The sequence below is a fragment of the Saccharopolyspora flava genome (assembly GCF_900116135.1).
GTDB lineage: Bacteria > Actinomycetota > Actinomycetes > Mycobacteriales > Pseudonocardiaceae > Saccharopolyspora > Saccharopolyspora flava.
The window spans coordinates 119,806-135,121 of sequence record NZ_FOZX01000010.1 but is presented as its reverse complement, the minus strand read 5'-3'; the positions used below and the strand labels follow the sequence as shown (position 1 = coordinate 135,121).

At 70.1% G+C, this 15,316-nt stretch carries 13 protein-coding genes; 3 read left to right on the top strand and 10 right to left on the bottom strand.

Annotated features, from left to right (window positions below):
• Positions 1 to 84: 84 nt before the first annotated feature.
• The 9 genes from BM424_RS24065 to BM424_RS24025 form a co-directional block, all read right to left on the bottom strand.
• On the bottom strand, positions 85 to 1,095 hold the full coding sequence (locus BM424_RS24065) for a DUF5914 domain-containing protein (protein WP_093422303.1): 1,011 nt from the start codon (positions 1,093 to 1,095) through the stop codon (positions 85 to 87).
• A complete protein-coding gene (locus tag BM424_RS24060) occupies positions 1,092 to 2,666 on the bottom strand; it encodes an FAD-dependent oxidoreductase (protein ID WP_093422301.1) in 1,575 nt (524 codons plus the stop codon). The genes BM424_RS24065 and BM424_RS24060 overlap by 4 nt, the downstream gene beginning before the upstream one ends.
• Complete coding sequence (locus BM424_RS24055; protein WP_093422298.1) at positions 2,656 to 3,408, bottom strand: class I SAM-dependent methyltransferase; 753 nt, start codon at positions 3,406 to 3,408, stop codon at positions 2,656 to 2,658. Before BM424_RS24055 ends, BM424_RS24060 begins: the two co-directional genes overlap by 11 nt.
• A complete protein-coding gene (locus tag BM424_RS24050; RefSeq protein WP_093422296.1) occupies positions 3,405 to 3,746 on the bottom strand; it encodes a lycopene cyclase domain-containing protein in 342 nt (113 codons plus the stop codon). Before BM424_RS24050 ends, BM424_RS24055 begins: the two co-directional genes overlap by 4 nt.
• Positions 3,743 to 4,102 (bottom strand): lycopene cyclase domain-containing protein, encoded by a 360-nt coding sequence (locus BM424_RS24045; protein WP_093422293.1) that lies wholly within the window; start codon positions 4,100 to 4,102, stop codon positions 3,743 to 3,745. The genes BM424_RS24050 and BM424_RS24045 overlap by 4 nt, the downstream gene beginning before the upstream one ends.
• Positions 4,092 to 5,141 carry a phytoene/squalene synthase family protein gene (locus tag BM424_RS24040; RefSeq protein ID WP_093422291.1) on the bottom strand — a complete coding sequence of 350 codons (1,050 nt, stop codon included), beginning with the start codon at positions 5,139 to 5,141 and terminating at the stop codon, positions 4,092 to 4,094. The genes BM424_RS24045 and BM424_RS24040 overlap by 11 nt, the downstream gene beginning before the upstream one ends.
• Complete coding sequence (gene crtI / locus BM424_RS24035; RefSeq protein ID WP_093422288.1) at positions 5,138 to 6,667, bottom strand: phytoene desaturase family protein; 1,530 nt, start codon at positions 6,665 to 6,667, stop codon at positions 5,138 to 5,140. The genes BM424_RS24040 and crtI overlap by 4 nt, the downstream gene beginning before the upstream one ends.
• Positions 6,668 to 6,713: 46 nt before the next feature.
• A complete protein-coding gene (locus tag BM424_RS24030) occupies positions 6,714 to 7,823 on the bottom strand; it encodes a polyprenyl synthetase family protein (protein ID WP_217649817.1) in 1,110 nt (369 codons plus the stop codon).
• A 340-nt stretch (positions 7,824 to 8,163) separates the two neighbouring features.
• Entirely contained in the window at positions 8,164 to 9,006 is an 843-nt protein-coding gene (locus BM424_RS24025) for an SDR family oxidoreductase (protein WP_093422283.1), read from the bottom strand.
• An 89-nt stretch (positions 9,007 to 9,095) separates the two neighbouring features.
• On the opposite strand from BM424_RS24025, the gene BM424_RS24020 reads away from it, so the two are divergent.
• The 3 genes from BM424_RS24020 to BM424_RS24010 all read left to right on the top strand — a co-directional run bounded on the left by BM424_RS24020 (position 9,096) and on the right by BM424_RS24010 (position 13,546).
• Positions 9,096 to 10,652 carry a cryptochrome/photolyase family protein gene (locus BM424_RS24020; RefSeq protein ID WP_342742648.1) on the top strand — a complete coding sequence of 519 codons (1,557 nt, stop codon included), beginning with the start codon at positions 9,096 to 9,098 and terminating at the stop codon, positions 10,650 to 10,652.
• A 202-nt stretch (positions 10,653 to 10,854) separates the two neighbouring features.
• On the top strand, positions 10,855 to 12,219 hold the full coding sequence (locus BM424_RS24015) for a TIGR01777 family oxidoreductase (RefSeq protein ID WP_093422447.1): 1,365 nt from the start codon (positions 10,855 to 10,857) through the stop codon (positions 12,217 to 12,219).
• 61 nt (positions 12,220 to 12,280) lie between these two features.
• Positions 12,281 to 13,546, top strand: coding sequence for an NAD(P)/FAD-dependent oxidoreductase (locus BM424_RS24010; protein ID WP_093422278.1), 1,266 nt, complete (start codon positions 12,281 to 12,283; stop codon positions 13,544 to 13,546).
• 393 nt (positions 13,547 to 13,939) lie between these two features.
• On the opposite strand, the gene BM424_RS24005 is transcribed toward BM424_RS24010, so the two are convergent.
• Positions 13,940 to 15,280: an MFS transporter gene (locus tag BM424_RS24005; protein WP_093422275.1), complete on the bottom strand. Its 1,341-nt coding sequence runs from the start codon at positions 15,278 to 15,280 to the stop codon at positions 13,940 to 13,942.
• Positions 15,281 to 15,316: the final 36 nt, after the last annotated feature.

Here is a 15,316-nt window from a genome sequence, read left to right as displayed (position 1 = left end):
ACGCCATCGGCGTTCGAACGTAGGTTCTCTGGTGCGTGCTCCCAGCCGGACCTGGTGCTGACCGACCGGATCGGAGGCGTGGCGTCAACGGTTTCGAAGTGCGTAGCGCCTTTCGGCGTAGGCCAGATCGTCACGCCACAGCCTGGCTGCTCTCCGCTTCATGATCGGGCGAAGCGCTCCCGCGGCTCGCCGAGCGACCGCGAATCCCGGTCGAGTGGAATCGGCGATCACCGCCTCGACGACGGCGGTCCGGAAGCGGCCGTCGGCTCCCCGGCCCAGCGGTGTCGCATGTGTCTCGACCACGCTTCCCACGCCTTCGCCCTCGACGATGCGCATTACCACCGTCCTGGGCTCCGGGCAGACGAACTCGGCGCGCACCGGAACGCCGAACTGGCCGGCGACGCGGAAGGTCACCTCCACCAGGAACCGGTCCTGAGACTCGTCGTCCAGGACGGGCGGCGGAGCGCTGAGGACCGTCAGGCGGGTGAACGAGTAAGGGTGGAACCAGGCCCCGTGCCAGGGGTCCAAGCGGTTGGCGACGATGTCCGAGGGTTCGCACGCCCCGGCCATCGAGGCCACCGCTACGACGCCGGAAGCCGCGGGTGGCCGCGCGGCGATGACGGGTGTGTCCAGGGGCTCCTCTCCACCGACGTGATCCAGCCGAACCCACGCGAGAACCCCGTCGTCGTGACACGGCAGCGGTTTCCAACCCCGGCCCGCGCCCGGGCCCACGCGGAGCCCGTGCCATCTGCACACCAGTGAATCGCAGTCCACAGTGGCCTGGCTCAGCGGTGCGCCCAGGTGCGGGCAGGTCCCCGGGCCGACGCGGAGGGCCCCTGCCGAGTCGCGCCAGGCGACCAGTTCGATCCCGGCGACCTGGAAACCGCGGGGTCTCCTGGTGTCGATCTCCCGGCTGGCGGCCAAGACGTACCAGTTCCCGGACTGTCTGGTTTCTGCTCGCTTGAGCGCGGCGTCGATGATCGCCGGTTCGGCGTCGCGGTAGGTGGGCGCCTGGTCGGCCCACTGGCTCTCGACGACCGGTTGCACCGGCCAGTTCTGCGGCCAACGCCGTTGCAGCGCGCGCCAGGTCGTCATCGCGTGCCCTCCTTCACTCGCGTGGTGAGCCAGCGCAGCGCCGCCGTTCGCCCTGCTGTCGGTACCGAGAACAGGTCGTGGCCGCGCAATCCCCACCTCGCCAACAGGTGGTTGGCGGCGTGCCAACCGGTCGTGGCCGCACGCTCCATCAACGCCACCGGCAGGTCGATCCGCACCCCGTCGCCGGCCAGCACCAGACCGGGGTGCGGGGTCGCGACGAGGGGCCGCCGGGCGAAATCCCCCACCCCGAACAACGGGCAGTCCTCGCGCCAGAGGAACGATTCGGCGGCGATGCCGGACCGTGCGGTCTCCGGGTAGATCTCGTGCAAGCGGCGCAGCAGGTCCCGGCGCAACCGCTGGGTGCACGCCTCCTGCCCGACTCCGGGGTCCGCGGGTATTCCGTAGGCGTGCAGCTCGACGGTCGAGCCCCCGCGGCGCGCCGACCAGTCCTGCGCGTCGCGGTCGTAGCGGTCGAGCACGCTGATGTTGTCCAGCGGCGTCCGGCCTGCCGTGCCCAGGAATGCGGGGCGGTGAGGCGCGACGGGTTCGTCGAGCCAGAGGCGCTGGACGAAGAACGGCGGAGCCGATCGCAAGCTCCGCACCGATTCGGTCCAGTGCGGTGCGTGCAGGTCCGGGGACGCGTCCACCACCTCGCGAAGGCCGGGCACGTCGGCGGCCAGGACCACGCCGTTCACCGCGTCGGTGTTCCCGGCGTCGTCATGCACCCGGAACGACCGCCCGCCGTCCACGAGATCGATGCGCTGGACGGTTGTGCCGACCCGGAATTCGACGCCGCGGGCGGTCAAGTACTTGTGCAGCGGTGTCCACAGACTGCGGTCGAACCCCGCGTCCGGGACGTCGAAGAGGATTCCCTCGTTGGAACCGAGGAAGTAGATGTGGAACATCGCGGCCAGCTCCGCGGCCGACATCTGAGAGGGGTGCGCGAAGAAGCTTCGCGAGAAGACCTCGAACGCCAGGTGCCGGGCGGCAGGCGGGAAGTTGATCGACCTCAGGAAGCTCTCGGCGTCGACGTGGTCCAGCCTGTGGTAGATGCCGGGCACGGTGACGTTGCCGAGCGGTGCGGCGGCGCGGGGATCCAAGCGGAGCAGGTCCCGTTTGCGGAAGGTCGGACTGCGCAGTGCGAAGGCGACCGCGTTCCACGGCGGGTTTCGAGGCAGGCCGCGGAAGCTGTCCAGGCGTCCGCGCGAGTCGATCAGGGGGTAGTCGTCCAGCGCGGTCAACCTCTCCAGGCCGGGGTCAGCGCGTCGTAGCAGCAGGCGCAGGTTGTAGTACTGGCGGAAGAAGGCGTGAAAACCGCGGCTCATGGCGACCTGCCCGCCGTCGCCGAGCTGTTCGGTCCAACCGCCTGCCCTGCCGCCCAGGTAGGACTCGCGCTCGATGAGCCGAACTTCGACGCCGCGTTCGACGAGTCCGGTCGCCGCGCAGAGCCCGGCGATTCCGCCCCCGACGACGACCACTCGCGGTCTGCCCGCTCGTTCGACCGGATGCGTGCTCGCGCGGGGTCCCGGGTGGCGGACGATCCTGCGATCCTTGGCGATCTCACCGCTCATCTCGACCTCGGCCCGACTCCACCGGGCGCTCGGCGACGAAGGTGTGCACGATCCGCCGCTGCCAGCCCGTCATGGTCGCGGTGCGCACCGCCGTGAACCCCGCCTCGGCCAATCTGCGGCGGAAGCGCCCCACCCCGTCGAACTCCGCAACGCTGCGCCGCAGGTATCGGAACAGCGCGGTGTCACCGGTGGCTGCGAACCCGGAGGGGATGATCACGCCGCAGCACACCGCCTGCCACGTCGCCCGCGCCAGGAGCGAGTCTTGAACGGAGTACTCGTGGACGCCCAGCGCGCCGCCGGGCCGGAGCAGCGCCCGCAAGGCGCGCAGCCGTGCGTCCGGATCGGTCACGTTGCGGATCAGGTACGCGGCGAGGATCCCGTCGAACGGTCCGCGCACACCTGCTTCGGCCGGCGATTCGATCGGGGCGTGCGCGAACCGCACCGACTCCGGCCAGTCCTTCCGCCGCGCGCGCGACAGCATCTCCGCCGACGCGTCCACCCCCACGATCTCCGCGTGCGGGTACACCTCCAGCAGCGCCGCGGTCGATGCTCCCGTCCCGCACCCGGCGTCGAGCAGCCGCAAGCCAGATCCCGCCCCGGGCAAGCACATCCGGCGCGCCGAGGAGCGGAGGTGTCGGTGGTAGCCGGGGTTGGCCGCCACCAGCCGGTCGTAGGAACCCGCGGCGCGGTCGAAGGCCTCGGTCACAGCAGGGCCGCGCGTGCCGATCTCGCCTGGCTTCACGGCGCTTCCCCTCCCCTCTGCGGTGGCGTTCTCGCGCCCCGCTGGCGTTCCCAGAGCAGCAGCACGGAAGTCACCAGCGAGAACCCGAAGAGGAAGTCCTCGACGGGGATGTCCCACGGGAACCGCACACCGCTGAGGTGTTCCGCCGCGTAGATGACGGTGGGCTCGTCGAGCCTGGTGAGCAGGCCGTCGACCGGGATCTGGAAACCGAGCACGATGACCGTGGTCAGCCAGTAGCTCGGTTTGGCGAACAGCCCGGTGCGCAGCACAGCGGCCTCCCACACCAGCACGATCAGGACCGAGAGCACTGCGGGCACGGTGTAACCGATGCCGATCACGATGCACGCTCCTTCCGCGCCGGTGAGCTCCCCGTCCGGCGGAAGGCGGCCAGCAGCGCCTCGACGCAGCCGAAGGTCAGCAGGGCGCAGAGCGGGATCACCGCGAAGAACAGCACTTCCTCCAGCGGCAGGTGACCGAGCACTTCCACCCCGGAGACCCGGCGCGCGTCGAACGACCACACCCCAGCCGCGATGGCCACCGCATCCCAGACCAGGAACACCGCCGCGACCGGCAGAACACTCCTGATCGCCCGTCGCGGCCTGCGGTAGACCCTGGCCCCGAGGAATTCCAGCGGAGCTGTGATGGCCACGCACATGGCGAGGATGAGCAGGTAGCGCAGCTGATCAGGTTCCATGGCCCGCCTCCGGATGGTGGTCGTCCCGCTCCCCGGTGCTCGCGCCTCTCCCGATCGGTGGTCCGATCATGCGATCTCCCCTGCCCGCTCGGCCGGGCCGCGGTGCGCCCCTCGACTGCCGGGCCAGCGCCGCGCGGAGAAGGCCGGCGGCCGCGACCCGGCCCCGACGCCACCTGCCGACCACCGCGCGGCTGTGGAACACCGCGAAGTCCTGCTCCTCGATGCGGTCCAGGATCTCGGCGTAGAGGGTGCACGCGGTCTCGATGCAGGGGCGCGAAACCGGTTCCAGCAACTCGATCCCCTTCCGCGCGAACCGGTAGACCTCCCTGGCGGCGGCGTGTTGCTCTGCCAGGGCCCGGCGAACGCGCGGGTCAGTGCGCCGGTGCTGCCTGCACCAGGTGAGCAGTTCCCGGTCCACGCCGTGCGCGGCCAGCTCATCGGCCGGCAGGTAAACCCGGTCGCGGTCCAGGTCCTCGGCTACGTCTCGCAGGAAGTTGGTCAGCTGGAAGGCCTTCCCCAGCGCCGCAGCGTGCGGAGCCGCGTGCTCAGGCGGGCCCGTGGTGCCCAGCACCGGCAGGAGTTGCAGCCCGATGGCCTCGGCCGAGCCGCGCATGTACCGGTCCAAGGCTGCTCGATCCGGGTAGTCGGTCACCGAGAGGTCTGTGCGCATGGACGTCAGGAAGTCCTCGAACAGGCTTCGGTGCAGCCCGTAGCGCCGTGCGGTGTCCACCACCGGGGCGATCAGTTGGTCCCGGCTGCTCCCGCGATCGAGGCCGGTCAGCAGCTCGCGTCCCAGCTGGGCCAGCTCAGCACCGCGCTCGCCGGTGCTCGCCGGCGAGCGGGGCTCGTCGACGATGTCGTCGGCCCACCGGGCGAACCCGTACAACGCGTGCACCGCGGGGCGCCGCCCGCGGGGCAGCAGCCGAGTCGCCAGGAAGTAGGTCCGCCCGTGCCGCGCGTTGAGCCCCCGGCATCGCTGGTAGGCCTGCCGGAGCCCCGGGTCGGTGATCCCGGCGGCGTCGAGTTCCGCATCTCTCATGGGCGATTCCTCATCGCTCTCATCGGACCGCGCTCCGCCGAGCGCGGCGAGCCAGCTCCGGTGATGCGGTCCGCCGCCAAGCGCCCGGACACCAGCGCAGTCGGCACCCCGACCCCCGGAACGGTGGACGAACCGGCCAACACCACGTTCTGCGAGGATCGGGGGAAGTTTCTGGGCCGGAACGGACCTGTTTGCGCGAACGTGTGCGACCAGGCGAACGGGGTCCCTGCGACCATGCCCCTCTCGGCCCAGTCCGCCGGGGTCAGCACGTGCGAGGCGTCCACCGATGCGCGCACACCTGGGAGCAGCCGGTCTTCCAGCAGGCTGACGAGTTCGGCGGCGTAGGGCTCGGCACGCGTCCGCCAGTCGATGGGTCCGCGGCGGAGATGGGGAACCGGGGCGAGCACGCTCAACAGATCGCGCCCCTCGGGCGCGAGGGCCGGGTCAGTCGCCGTCGGTCTTGTCACCAGCAGCGAGGGATCGCGCATCACCCTGCCCTCGGTGATGAGCTCGTGGAAAGTCGAGCGCCACGCGTCTCCGAACGAGATCGTGTGGTGGGCGAGGGCCCCGGGTTGAGCGCGCACTCCGAGGTGCACGACGAAGGCCGACGGCGAGGGACGCAGCGGCACCGCACGACGCGGTTCACGCCCGAGCAGCCGGTGGGCCACCGGCGAGTCGACCGTGAGCACCGCTGCGTCGCAGGCGAAGCGCCTGCCGTCCGAGGTCCGGACGGCGCGGACCCGTGACCCCGAGCGTTCCAAGGACTCCACCTCGGCGCCGTAGTGGATCTCCACGCCAGCGTCCTCCGCCGCCCGCGCCAGTCCATCGGGGACCGCTCGCACGCCGCCACGGGGGAACCACACCCCCGCCACCGTGTCCATGTAGGAGATCACCGCGTACGCGGCGAGCGCTCGGTGCGGCGACACCCCAGCGTAGAGCGCCTGGAAGCTGAACACCCGGCGCAGTCGAGGGTCGGACAGGAACCGGCCGATGGCGCGGTCCAGCCGCCCGAACGCCCCCATCGCCACCAGCCGCGGGAGCTCAGGTGCGAGCAGGGACAGCGGAGAATCCAGGTTGGCGGCGATGAAGCGGTCGAACTCCACCCGGTAGAGCTCCGTCAGCCACGCCCGCAGCCGCTGGTAACCGGCTGCGTCGGCAGCACCGGAAAACGCCCTGACCTCCTCCGTCATCGCCGCGGCGTCGCTGTGCACCGCCAAGCTGCTCCCGTCCGCGAACACAGCACGGTAGGCCGGATCCACCGGGAGCAGTTCGACGTGATCGGACATGCGCGCCCCGGCCGCCGCGAAGGTCCCTTCGAGGATGTCCGGCATGGTCAACACGGTCGGACCGGTGTCGACGCGGTAGCCCAGCATGTCCAGCCGCCCGGCGCGCCCACCAGGAACGCACTCCCGCTCCAACAGCTCGACGCGCCTCCCCCGCCCTGCCAGGTGCAGCGCGGCTGACAGCCCGGCGAAGCCGGCGCCGACCACCACCACCCGATCAGTTCGACCACTCACCGTGCGCATCCGTCTCCCCCTGGGGACGGGGCGAGTCGGCCCTGGGCCCGGCCGGTCAACGCGTTCCGTCTTCGGTGCATCGAATCGCCATGTCCGCCAGCACTTCCCCGAGGAAGGGCTCCATCGGTGCCGAAGAGACCACGCGCAACGCCTCCGACACCCGATCGGCGATGAGTTCCTCCGCGCGGTCCCGCGCGCCCGTGCTCGCGATCAGATCACGCCACCGCTCGACAGCGGACGCGTCGAGTTCAGCGGCGGAGAACAACTCCGACATCCGCTCCCGAACAACCGGAGAAGCGAGGTCGCGGGCGAGAACGACGACGGTGGTCGCCTTGCGGTCCCACAGGTCGGCGCCACCGGGTTCACGCGGGGTGCCGAACACTCCGATCAGGTCGTCGCGCAGCTGAAACGCCTCGCCGACGAGCGTGCCGTAGCGGCGGAAGACGTCCAGCACCTCCGCATCGCACCCGGCGAGCAGCGCGCCGATCTCCAGCGGCCGCTTCACGGTGTAGTTCCCCGACTTGCTGCGAGCGACCGCCAGCACGTCCTCGAGCCCCGGCAGCCTCCGGGCGTCGTTGACCAGGTCGGCGAACTGCCCCATCGCCAACTCGCTGCGCATCTGGTCGTAGGCCGGCCAAGCCCGGTCGAGAGCGGACGCCGCCAACCCGCTCTCGCGGAGGAGCTGTTCGGCCCACACGAGCAGGAGATCCCCCAGCAACACGGCCGAGGACGTGCCAAACCACTCCGACGATCCAGACAGGCCTCTCGTGCGATGCCAGTCGGCCAGGCGCACGTGCGCCGCCGGGCGACCGCGGCGAACGAGCGAGCCGTCCATCACGTCGTCCTGCACCAGCGCGAATGCGTGGAGCAGTTCGGCGCTGCCCGCAGCTCGCAACGCGCTGTCACCCGGCTCCCCGGCGCTGAGCCAGCCGAGGTAGGTGAACGTCGAACGCAAGTACTTGCCGCCCGTGCTGAACTCGGCCAGCAGGTCGGCCACGAAGTCGGAATCCGGCAGAGCGCGGACGTGGCACACGCACCGGGCGCGGACGAACTCCCGCACGTGCTCGGCCACCCGGTCGCGCACACCGTCCAACCAACCGTCGAGGCCGACTCGTCGGCCGACGGCCGACGGATCGGTTTCCGACCCCGCCGCGTTCGCTCCCACGATGGACGTTCGGTGCACCTCGGACCTGCCCTTCGATCCGGATCGCCCGGCTCGAACTGCTCTCGCTGCCGCGTCACCCGGCCGCGCGACCCCGCAGGCCTGAGCGCCTGCACCGATGCGGTGCAGGACGTGCACCAGATGAATTCGGCGAGCAACGTCAGCCGTGGCGTCAGCACCATCTCCCATCGGAGAGGCGCACGACCGTTTCCAGAGGCAACCCTAGAAAGCAATGCACCACCGAAGCAACTCGAACCGGGCGCTGTCCGTCCAATGGGCGTAGGACAACACACAAGTGGTTGCGCCCGAGCGCCGTCGGATCACGACGACGCGACGCACCGACTCACCCGTGCCGGACGCCCTGCCCGGCGAGAACCGCCGCGTACCCCTCGCGGTAGGAGGGGAATTCGAACTCGAAACCCGTCGATCGCAGACGATCGTTGCGGCACCGCTTGTTCGATCTGGCAGGCGCGGACTGATCGGCGAGCGGGAGGTCGGCCACGCCGAGCTCGCGCGCCAGGAAGCCGAGCACCTCGGCGCGCTCGGCGGGTTCGTCGTCGACGCCGATGTAGAGCGGTTCGGGACGGTCGACCCGGGTCGCCAGGTGCACGATCGCGGATGCCGCGTCGTCGCGGTGAATCCGGTTGGTGTAGGTCGTCTGCCGGGGGACGCCGGCCTTGCCCGAGCGGACCTGGTTGATCAACGAGTCCCGCCCTGGCCCGTACAGCCCGGCCAACCGCACGACGATCGAACGGCGGTCGTGCGCGTGCAGCATGCGTTCGGCGTTGAGCAGAGCCTCCGCGGTCGCCGATCCCGGTTCCGGCGGCGTCCGCTCGTCGACCCAGCCGCCTTCGGCGTGGCCGAACACCGAGATGGAGGACACGAAGATGATGCGCGGTCGAACCCGGTGCGCGCTCAGCGCGTCCAGGACGTTGCGCAGACCGCCGACGAAGGTCCGCTGGTAGGCGTCACCGCTCCGCTCCCCGGCCGCGAGGATGCAGATCACGACTTCGGTGTCCGCGGGGATGTCCGGCCGCTCCACCGACAGGTCGATCGCGCGCCCCTCGATCGCGGACGGGAGGTGGTCGGGATTCCGCCGCATCCCCACGACACGACGTCCGGACGCGGCCAGCCGCAATCCGACCTCGGTACCGAGATCCCCGCACCCCGCCATGAGCACCGTCATGAAACCCCTCCTCTCCCGGCCCACACCCGAGAAGTCGATGCACCACCATGACGACTAGAACCTAGTGGACCGGGTGACCCGGTCCCGCGGTGAGGCTGCCGGCGAACCGTACTGCGCAGCAGGATCGTTCGGTGCAGTCTGTGGCAATGCGCGATGACGCACCACTGTGGCTCTTCGGCGATCAGCTCGGTCCGCACTTCCACTCCGGCCCGGAACACCGTCACCGGGAGATCGTGTTGATCGAGTCCACCAGCGCGTTGACCCGTCGCCCGTGCCATCGGCAGAAGCTGCACCTGGTCCTGTCGGGGATGCGTCATCTCGCCGACGAGCTGGGAAGCAGAGCCCGCATCGTGCGCGCGGACACGTATCGAGCTGCCCTGCGCGAGTTGGGCACGCCCGTCGTGGTGCACGAGCCGGGATCGCACGCCGCAGCAGCGCTGGTGAACTCGATGTCCGACGAGGGGCTCGTGCGTGAGGTGGTGCCGACAGCGGGGTTCGCGCGGTCGAAGGATTCCTTCGCGCGCTGGGCGCGGGCGCAGCGGCGTTTCCGGATGGAGGACTTCTACCGGGATCAGCGCCAGAAGTTCGACGTCTTGATGGAGCCAGGCGGCTCACCAGCTCAAGGGCGCTGGAACTTCGACTCGGAGAACCGGCACCGTCCGCCCAAGAACGCTTCAGATCTCGGTGTCCCCGTTCCGTGGCACCCCCGCGAGGATTCCGTCGACGATCAGGTACGCGGCGACCTGGACCAGTGGGAGCGCGACGGTGCCCTGCGCGCGATCGGAGCCGACGGTCCGCGGCTCTTCGCGGTGACCCGCACTGAGGCCCGGGCAGCGCTGCGCCGCTTCCTCCACTACCGCCTGCCGGAATTCGGGCCGTACCAGGACGCGATGCTCGACGCCGACTGGTCGATGGCGCACGCGCTGCTGTCGGTACCGATGAACCTGGGATTGCTGGAACCGCTGGAAGTCACGCGCGCGGCCGAACGTGAATACCGCAGCGGGAAGGCGCCGCTGTCCAGCGTGGAGGGCTTCATCAGGCAGGTCCTCGGCTGGCGGGAGTACGTGTGGCACCTCTACTGGCACTTCGGACCGTCCTACCTGCGCGCGAACGAGCTCAACGCCACGCGTCCGCTGCCAGAGTGGTGGAAGGAGCTGGATGGCGATCAGCTCGACGCGGAGTGCCTCCGGGTGGCGCTCAACGGCGTCCGCGACCGCGGCTGGGCGCACCACATCCAGCGGCTGATGGTGCTCGGCAACCACGCCCTGCAACGCGACTACCGACCTGCCGAGCTGACCGAGTGGTTCGCGACCGCGTTCGTCGACGGCTTCCCCTGGGTAATGCCCGTCAACGTCATCGGGATGAGCCAGCACGCCGACGGCGGCCGGGTCGCGACCAAGCCCTACGCCTCCGGTGGCGCCTACATCAACAGGATGAGCGACTCCTGCCGCAGCTGCCGCTTCGATCCCGCCCAGCGCGTGGGCGAGGACGCCTGTCCCTTCACCGCAGGCTACTGGGCATGGATGCACCGGCACGAGAAACAGCTGCGGGGCAATCACCGCATGCGGCAGCCGCTGGCGACGATGCGCGGGCTCGCCGACCTGGACGCGATCGACCGGCAGGAACGCGGACGTCACGAATTCTGACCCTTGGTCCGGATCAGAACTCGTTGGCGCTGAAGCTGATCGCCGAGAACACGCGACCGAAACCCACCGGACGTCGGCCCGCGGGAGGCTGGCGAGTTGCATAGGTTGTGCATAGAATCACTCCTAGAGGTGCGGGGTGTGCCGATGCGCGTTCACGCGCTGCCCTTCGGGTGCGCCGGATCGACGAAGAGGGGTGCCGAGCGTGGAGCTGACTCATTCGAGCGTGGTCGACGCGCCTGTCGAGGAGGTGTTCGCCTGGCACAGCCGGCCCGGGGCGATCACTCGACTGACACCTCCGTGGCAACCCGTGCGGGTGCTGGCCGAATCGTCGTCGCTGCGCGACGGCCAAGCCGTGCTCGGCCTGCCCGGGGGTTTTCGATGGGTCGCCGCTCACCAGCCCGACGGTTACGACCCGCCCCACCGATTCGTGGACGCACTGGTGTCGCGGCCACCCGTGGGCGCTCTGCCCTGGCGCCACACCCACCGGTTCACAGCGGTGGGCGATCAACGGACACGCGTGGACGACGCGATCGACACACCCGTGCCCGGCTGCGCGCTGCGAGCCATGCTCCGCTACCGCCACGCTCAACTCGCCGAGGACCTCGCCGCCCATGCCCGATACCGCTCGCTGAGCGATCGGGCGCTGACCGTCGCCGTCACCGGATCGAGCGGCTTGGTCGGCAGCGCGGTCACCGCCCTGCTGAGCACCGGGGGGCACCGGGTGATCCGGCTCGTGCGTCGTGCCGCCCGCCATCGCGACGAACGCCGCTGGGATCCCCTCGACCCGGCGGTTGATCTCCTCCGCGGTGTTGATGCCGTGATCCACCTGGCTGGTGAACCGATCGTCGGCCGGTTCACCCAAGCCCACAAGGCCGCTGTCCGCGACAGTCGCGTCGAACCCACTCGGCTGCTGGCGATGCGAGCGGCCACCACTCCTGACGGGCCCGGCGCTTTCGTGTCCGCCTCCGCGATCGGGATATACGGGCCCGACCGGGGAGAGGAGCCGCTGACCGAAGACAGCGAGCGCGGCGACGGGTTCCTCGCCGAGGTGGTCGCCGATTGGGAGGCTGCGACCGCGCCGGCCGAGCGGGCTGGTCTGCGCTGCGTTCAGGTGCGAACCGGAATCGTGCAATCGCCTGGAGGCGGTACGCTGCAGCTGCTGTACCCGCTGTTCGCCGCCGGTCTGGGCGGTCGTCTCGGGGACGGGCGCCAGTGGCTGTCCTGGATCGGCATCGACGACCTCGCGGAGATCTACCTGCGCGCGGTGTGCGACCCGGCCGCAGCCGGTCCCCTCAACGCGGTTGCGCCGAACCCGGCGCGCAACGAGGACTACACCCGCGTGCTCGCCACCGTGCTGCGCCGCCCCGCGGTCGTGCCCGTCCCCGCGCTTGCACCGCGGATCCTGCTCGGACAGGAAGGAGCCGGCGAGCTCGCCCTGGCCGACCAGCACGTCCGGCCCGCGCGGTTGCTCGCCGCGGAGCACGTGTTCCGCCACGCCGAACTCCGCTCCGCGCTGCGGCACGTGCTCGGAGCCCTCCCGCCGAGCAGGGCGAGTGACGCTGCCTGAGGCGTTCGACGGCGACATCTCCCCCGCAGCGCTCGACTCCGCGTGAAGAGAGGAGGAGGCGATGAGCACACCAGCGACCGACGTGATCGTGGTGGGCGCCGGATTGGCCGGGCTCGCCGCGGCGACCGAGTTGCAGCGCGCCAACGTGCCTGTGCGCGTCGTGGAGGCCTCCGATCAGGTAGGCGGCCGTGTTCGCACCGATCAGGTCGACGGGTTCCTGCTCGACCGCGGATTTCAGGTGTTGCTGCCCGCGTATCCCGCCCTGCGGGAGATGGTCGACCTGACCGCGCTGAAGCTGCACCCGTTCTGGCGCGTGCTGCGGGTCGTTGGGGACCGCGAGGTGCGTTCGCTCGGAAATCCGCTCGACACCGCTCGCGCCCTGACCGGTGCGCTGCGGCCAGGGCAGCCGCGATTCACCGATATCGCGAGGCTTTCAGCGGTCACGGCCCGGGATGCCCTCGCCCCGTCCCGAATGCTCACCCGCGCGGCGGACCATTCGGTCACGGAGGAACTCGACCGGTGGGGCCTGCGCACCGAAACGGTCAACGAGGTGCTGCGACCGTTCGTCGCCGGAATCTTCGGTGATGAGGACCTGGACACCTCGGCACGAGTTTTCCACCTGGTGTGGCGGAGTTTCGCACGCGCCGCACCAGCGCTTCCCGCCGCGGGAATGCAGTCCCTGCCCGACCACCTCGCGGACCGGTTGACGCCAGGCACAGTTCGGCTGAACACACCCGCTGAAGCCGTGGCTCCAGGGCAGGTCACCATCGCCGACGCCCTCCACCGCGCCCGCGCGGTGATCGTCGCCGCCGATGCCACGACCGCGAAGCGACTGCTCCCGGGCCTGTCGGTCCCGAAGTGGAACGGGCTGAGCACGTTCTACTACACGACCCCGGATCCGCCCCTGGCGCAGCCGACGATCAGCATCGACGCCCTTCGCCGCGGACCGGTGGTCAACACCGCCGTGCTCTCCGCTGTCGCACCCGGCTACGCACCCTCCGGGCAGGCGCTGATCAGCGCCACCGTGCTCGACGCAGCTGATGAGGCCCTGGAACCGGCGGTGCGCAGGCAGCTCGGCGCGATCTACCGGACCAACACCAGCAGATGGGAGTTCCTCCGCCACTACTCGATCCCGCAAGCGCTGCCCAGCATGCGGGCTCCGCACCCGTTGCGGCGCTCGGTAGACCGCGCCGCGGACGACCCCCTGTTGGCTGACGTCGAGGTCTGCGAGGACGAGGCAGTTGTTGATGACCCCGACGAGCAAGGAGCCGAAGAGAGCTCGCGACGCTGCCGTTGCCGCCGAAAAAGCTGGTACCGCCGAGCATGACGGCGGCGATCACCGACAGCTCGTCGCCATCGCCCCTGGTAGCGGCCGGATTCCAGCCGCCCGGCGTAGAGCATCCCAGCGGCGTCGCCAAGGCGGGGAAACTGCTGCTGGCCACCATCCGGCAGAACGTCTATCAACGCTCCCTCCCCCTAGTCACCCGGGAGCTCCGCATCGAGCAGTCGGCTCTCCACGACCGCGCAGGACTCACCGGAGCGGCTTCATGGTCCTCGACGAACTGTTCCCGCCCGCCCGGCTCGCCCAGTGGCTCGACGCCACCACACCTCACGGGATCCCGGCACTGGCCGAGACCTCCGCCTGAGCGCGCGTCGCGAAGCACGGGCAGTCCCAGCGGCGCTGGGACCGCCCGTCTTCCGCGCGACGACCGTGGAACTCTCATTCGGCTGCGGGTTGAACCGCTCGTTCCTCGGTCTCCTCGGCGTTCATGGCTCCGCGGGTCTCCGGGCTCAGCACTCCCGCGACAACGAAGACCAGAACCATCACGAAGAGGAACACCATGAGCCGACCGGGCACGTCGGCCAGTTCCGGGCTGGCGAGGTTGACGAAGCTCGGCATCAGACCACCGACCATGAAGCCGAGGTTCCAGCAGATCGCGGTTCCGCGCCCACGCAGCGCCGTCGGGTAGCGCTCGTTGAGGAACACCAGGACCGGGGCGTAGGCGGCGTTGGCGAAGAAGGCCAGGGCTGATGCGTAGAACATGATCAGGCCGGTGCTCGCCGGGTCGGTGCTCGTGATCAGCCACACCAGCAGGGGCAGGGCGACGAGGTTGAACGAGCCGATCACCAGCATCGTGCGTCGGCGTCCGAAGTGCTCGCTGAGCTCTCCCGCGGCCACCGCGGCGACGATCACTCCCAGGCTCGAGACCAGCAGGATCGTGCCCTGCGCGCTCTGGGCGACACCGCTGACCTTGCCCAGCAGGGTCGGGAGGAATCCGGAGGTCAGGTAGTACTGCGAGCCGGCGCCGGAGACCAGCACCAGGTTCAGCACGAGCAGCCCTCCCCTGCCGCCACGGGCCAGGTCGGTGAAGCGCGTCTTCGGACCGGGAGTCTGCTGCTGCGCCTTCCACAGCGGCGATTCCTCGACCCCGCGAAGCACCAAGAAGCTGATCAGCGCTGCCATGAGCCCGGCGAAGAACATGACGCGCCACCCCCAGACGTTGAACTGCTCGCCCGGGAAGATCGCGCTGACCAGGATGAAGACGCCGCTGGCCAGAGCAGCACCGATACCCGCGCCGCCGCCACCGATCAGCCCGGACATCAGGCCTCGCCAGCGCTGCCCGACGCTCTCGGTGCCCAGCGTGTGCGTCGCCGCGACGACACCGCCGACGAACACGCCCTGCACCAGGCGCAGCGCCAGGAACAGCAGCGGTGCGGCGATACCGGCTGCCTCGTAGGTCGGCACTACACCCATCGCGGCGGTGGACAACCCCACGCCGGCCAGCACGATGACCATCGTCTGCTTGCGCCCGTTGCGATCCGCGACTGCTCCGAAGATCGCGGCTCCGGCCGGGCGGAGCAGCACGCTCACCGCGAACGAGGCGTAGACGGCGGCGAGGCTCAAGGTCGGGCTCGCCACCGGGAAGATCAGGTCGCCGACGGTGCTGGCGACGTAGAGCAGGATGAACAGATCGAACAGGTCGAACGCCCACCCCGCTACCGAGGCGAAGCTCGCGTACAGCGTGGCTCTTCTGGACAGTCCGGTGTTCGCAGTGGACATGTCCACCTCCTCATCGAGGTCTGTTGGTGTGGTGTT

What these genes read in the sequence shown, in the direction of transcription:
- BM424_RS24065 (WP_093422303.1), bottom strand. Translation starts at nt 1,095, where the DNA reads ATGACGACCTGGCGCGCGCTGCAACGGCGTTGGCCGCAGAACTGGCCG.
- BM424_RS24060 (WP_093422301.1), bottom strand. Translation starts at nt 2,666, where the DNA reads ATGAGCGGTGAGATCGCCAAGGATCGCAGGATCGTCCGCCACCCGGGA.
- BM424_RS24045 (WP_093422293.1), bottom strand. Translation starts at nt 4,102, where the DNA reads ATGGAACCTGATCAGCTGCGCTACCTGCTCATCCTCGCCATGTGCGTG.
- BM424_RS24040 (WP_093422291.1), bottom strand. Translation starts at nt 5,141, where the DNA reads ATGAGAGATGCGGAACTCGACGCCGCCGGGATCACCGACCCGGGGCTC.
- crtI (WP_093422288.1), bottom strand. Translation starts at nt 6,667, where the DNA reads ATGCGCACGGTGAGTGGTCGAACTGATCGGGTGGTGGTGGTCGGCGCC.
- BM424_RS24025 (WP_093422283.1), bottom strand. Translation starts at nt 9,006, where the DNA reads ATGACGGTGCTCATGGCGGGGTGCGGGGATCTCGGTACCGAGGTCGGA.
- BM424_RS24010 (WP_093422278.1), top strand. Translation starts at nt 12,281, where the DNA reads ATGAGCACACCAGCGACCGACGTGATCGTGGTGGGCGCCGGATTGGCC.
- BM424_RS24005 (WP_093422275.1), bottom strand. Translation starts at nt 15,280, where the DNA reads ATGTCCACTGCGAACACCGGACTGTCCAGAAGAGCCACGCTGTACGCG.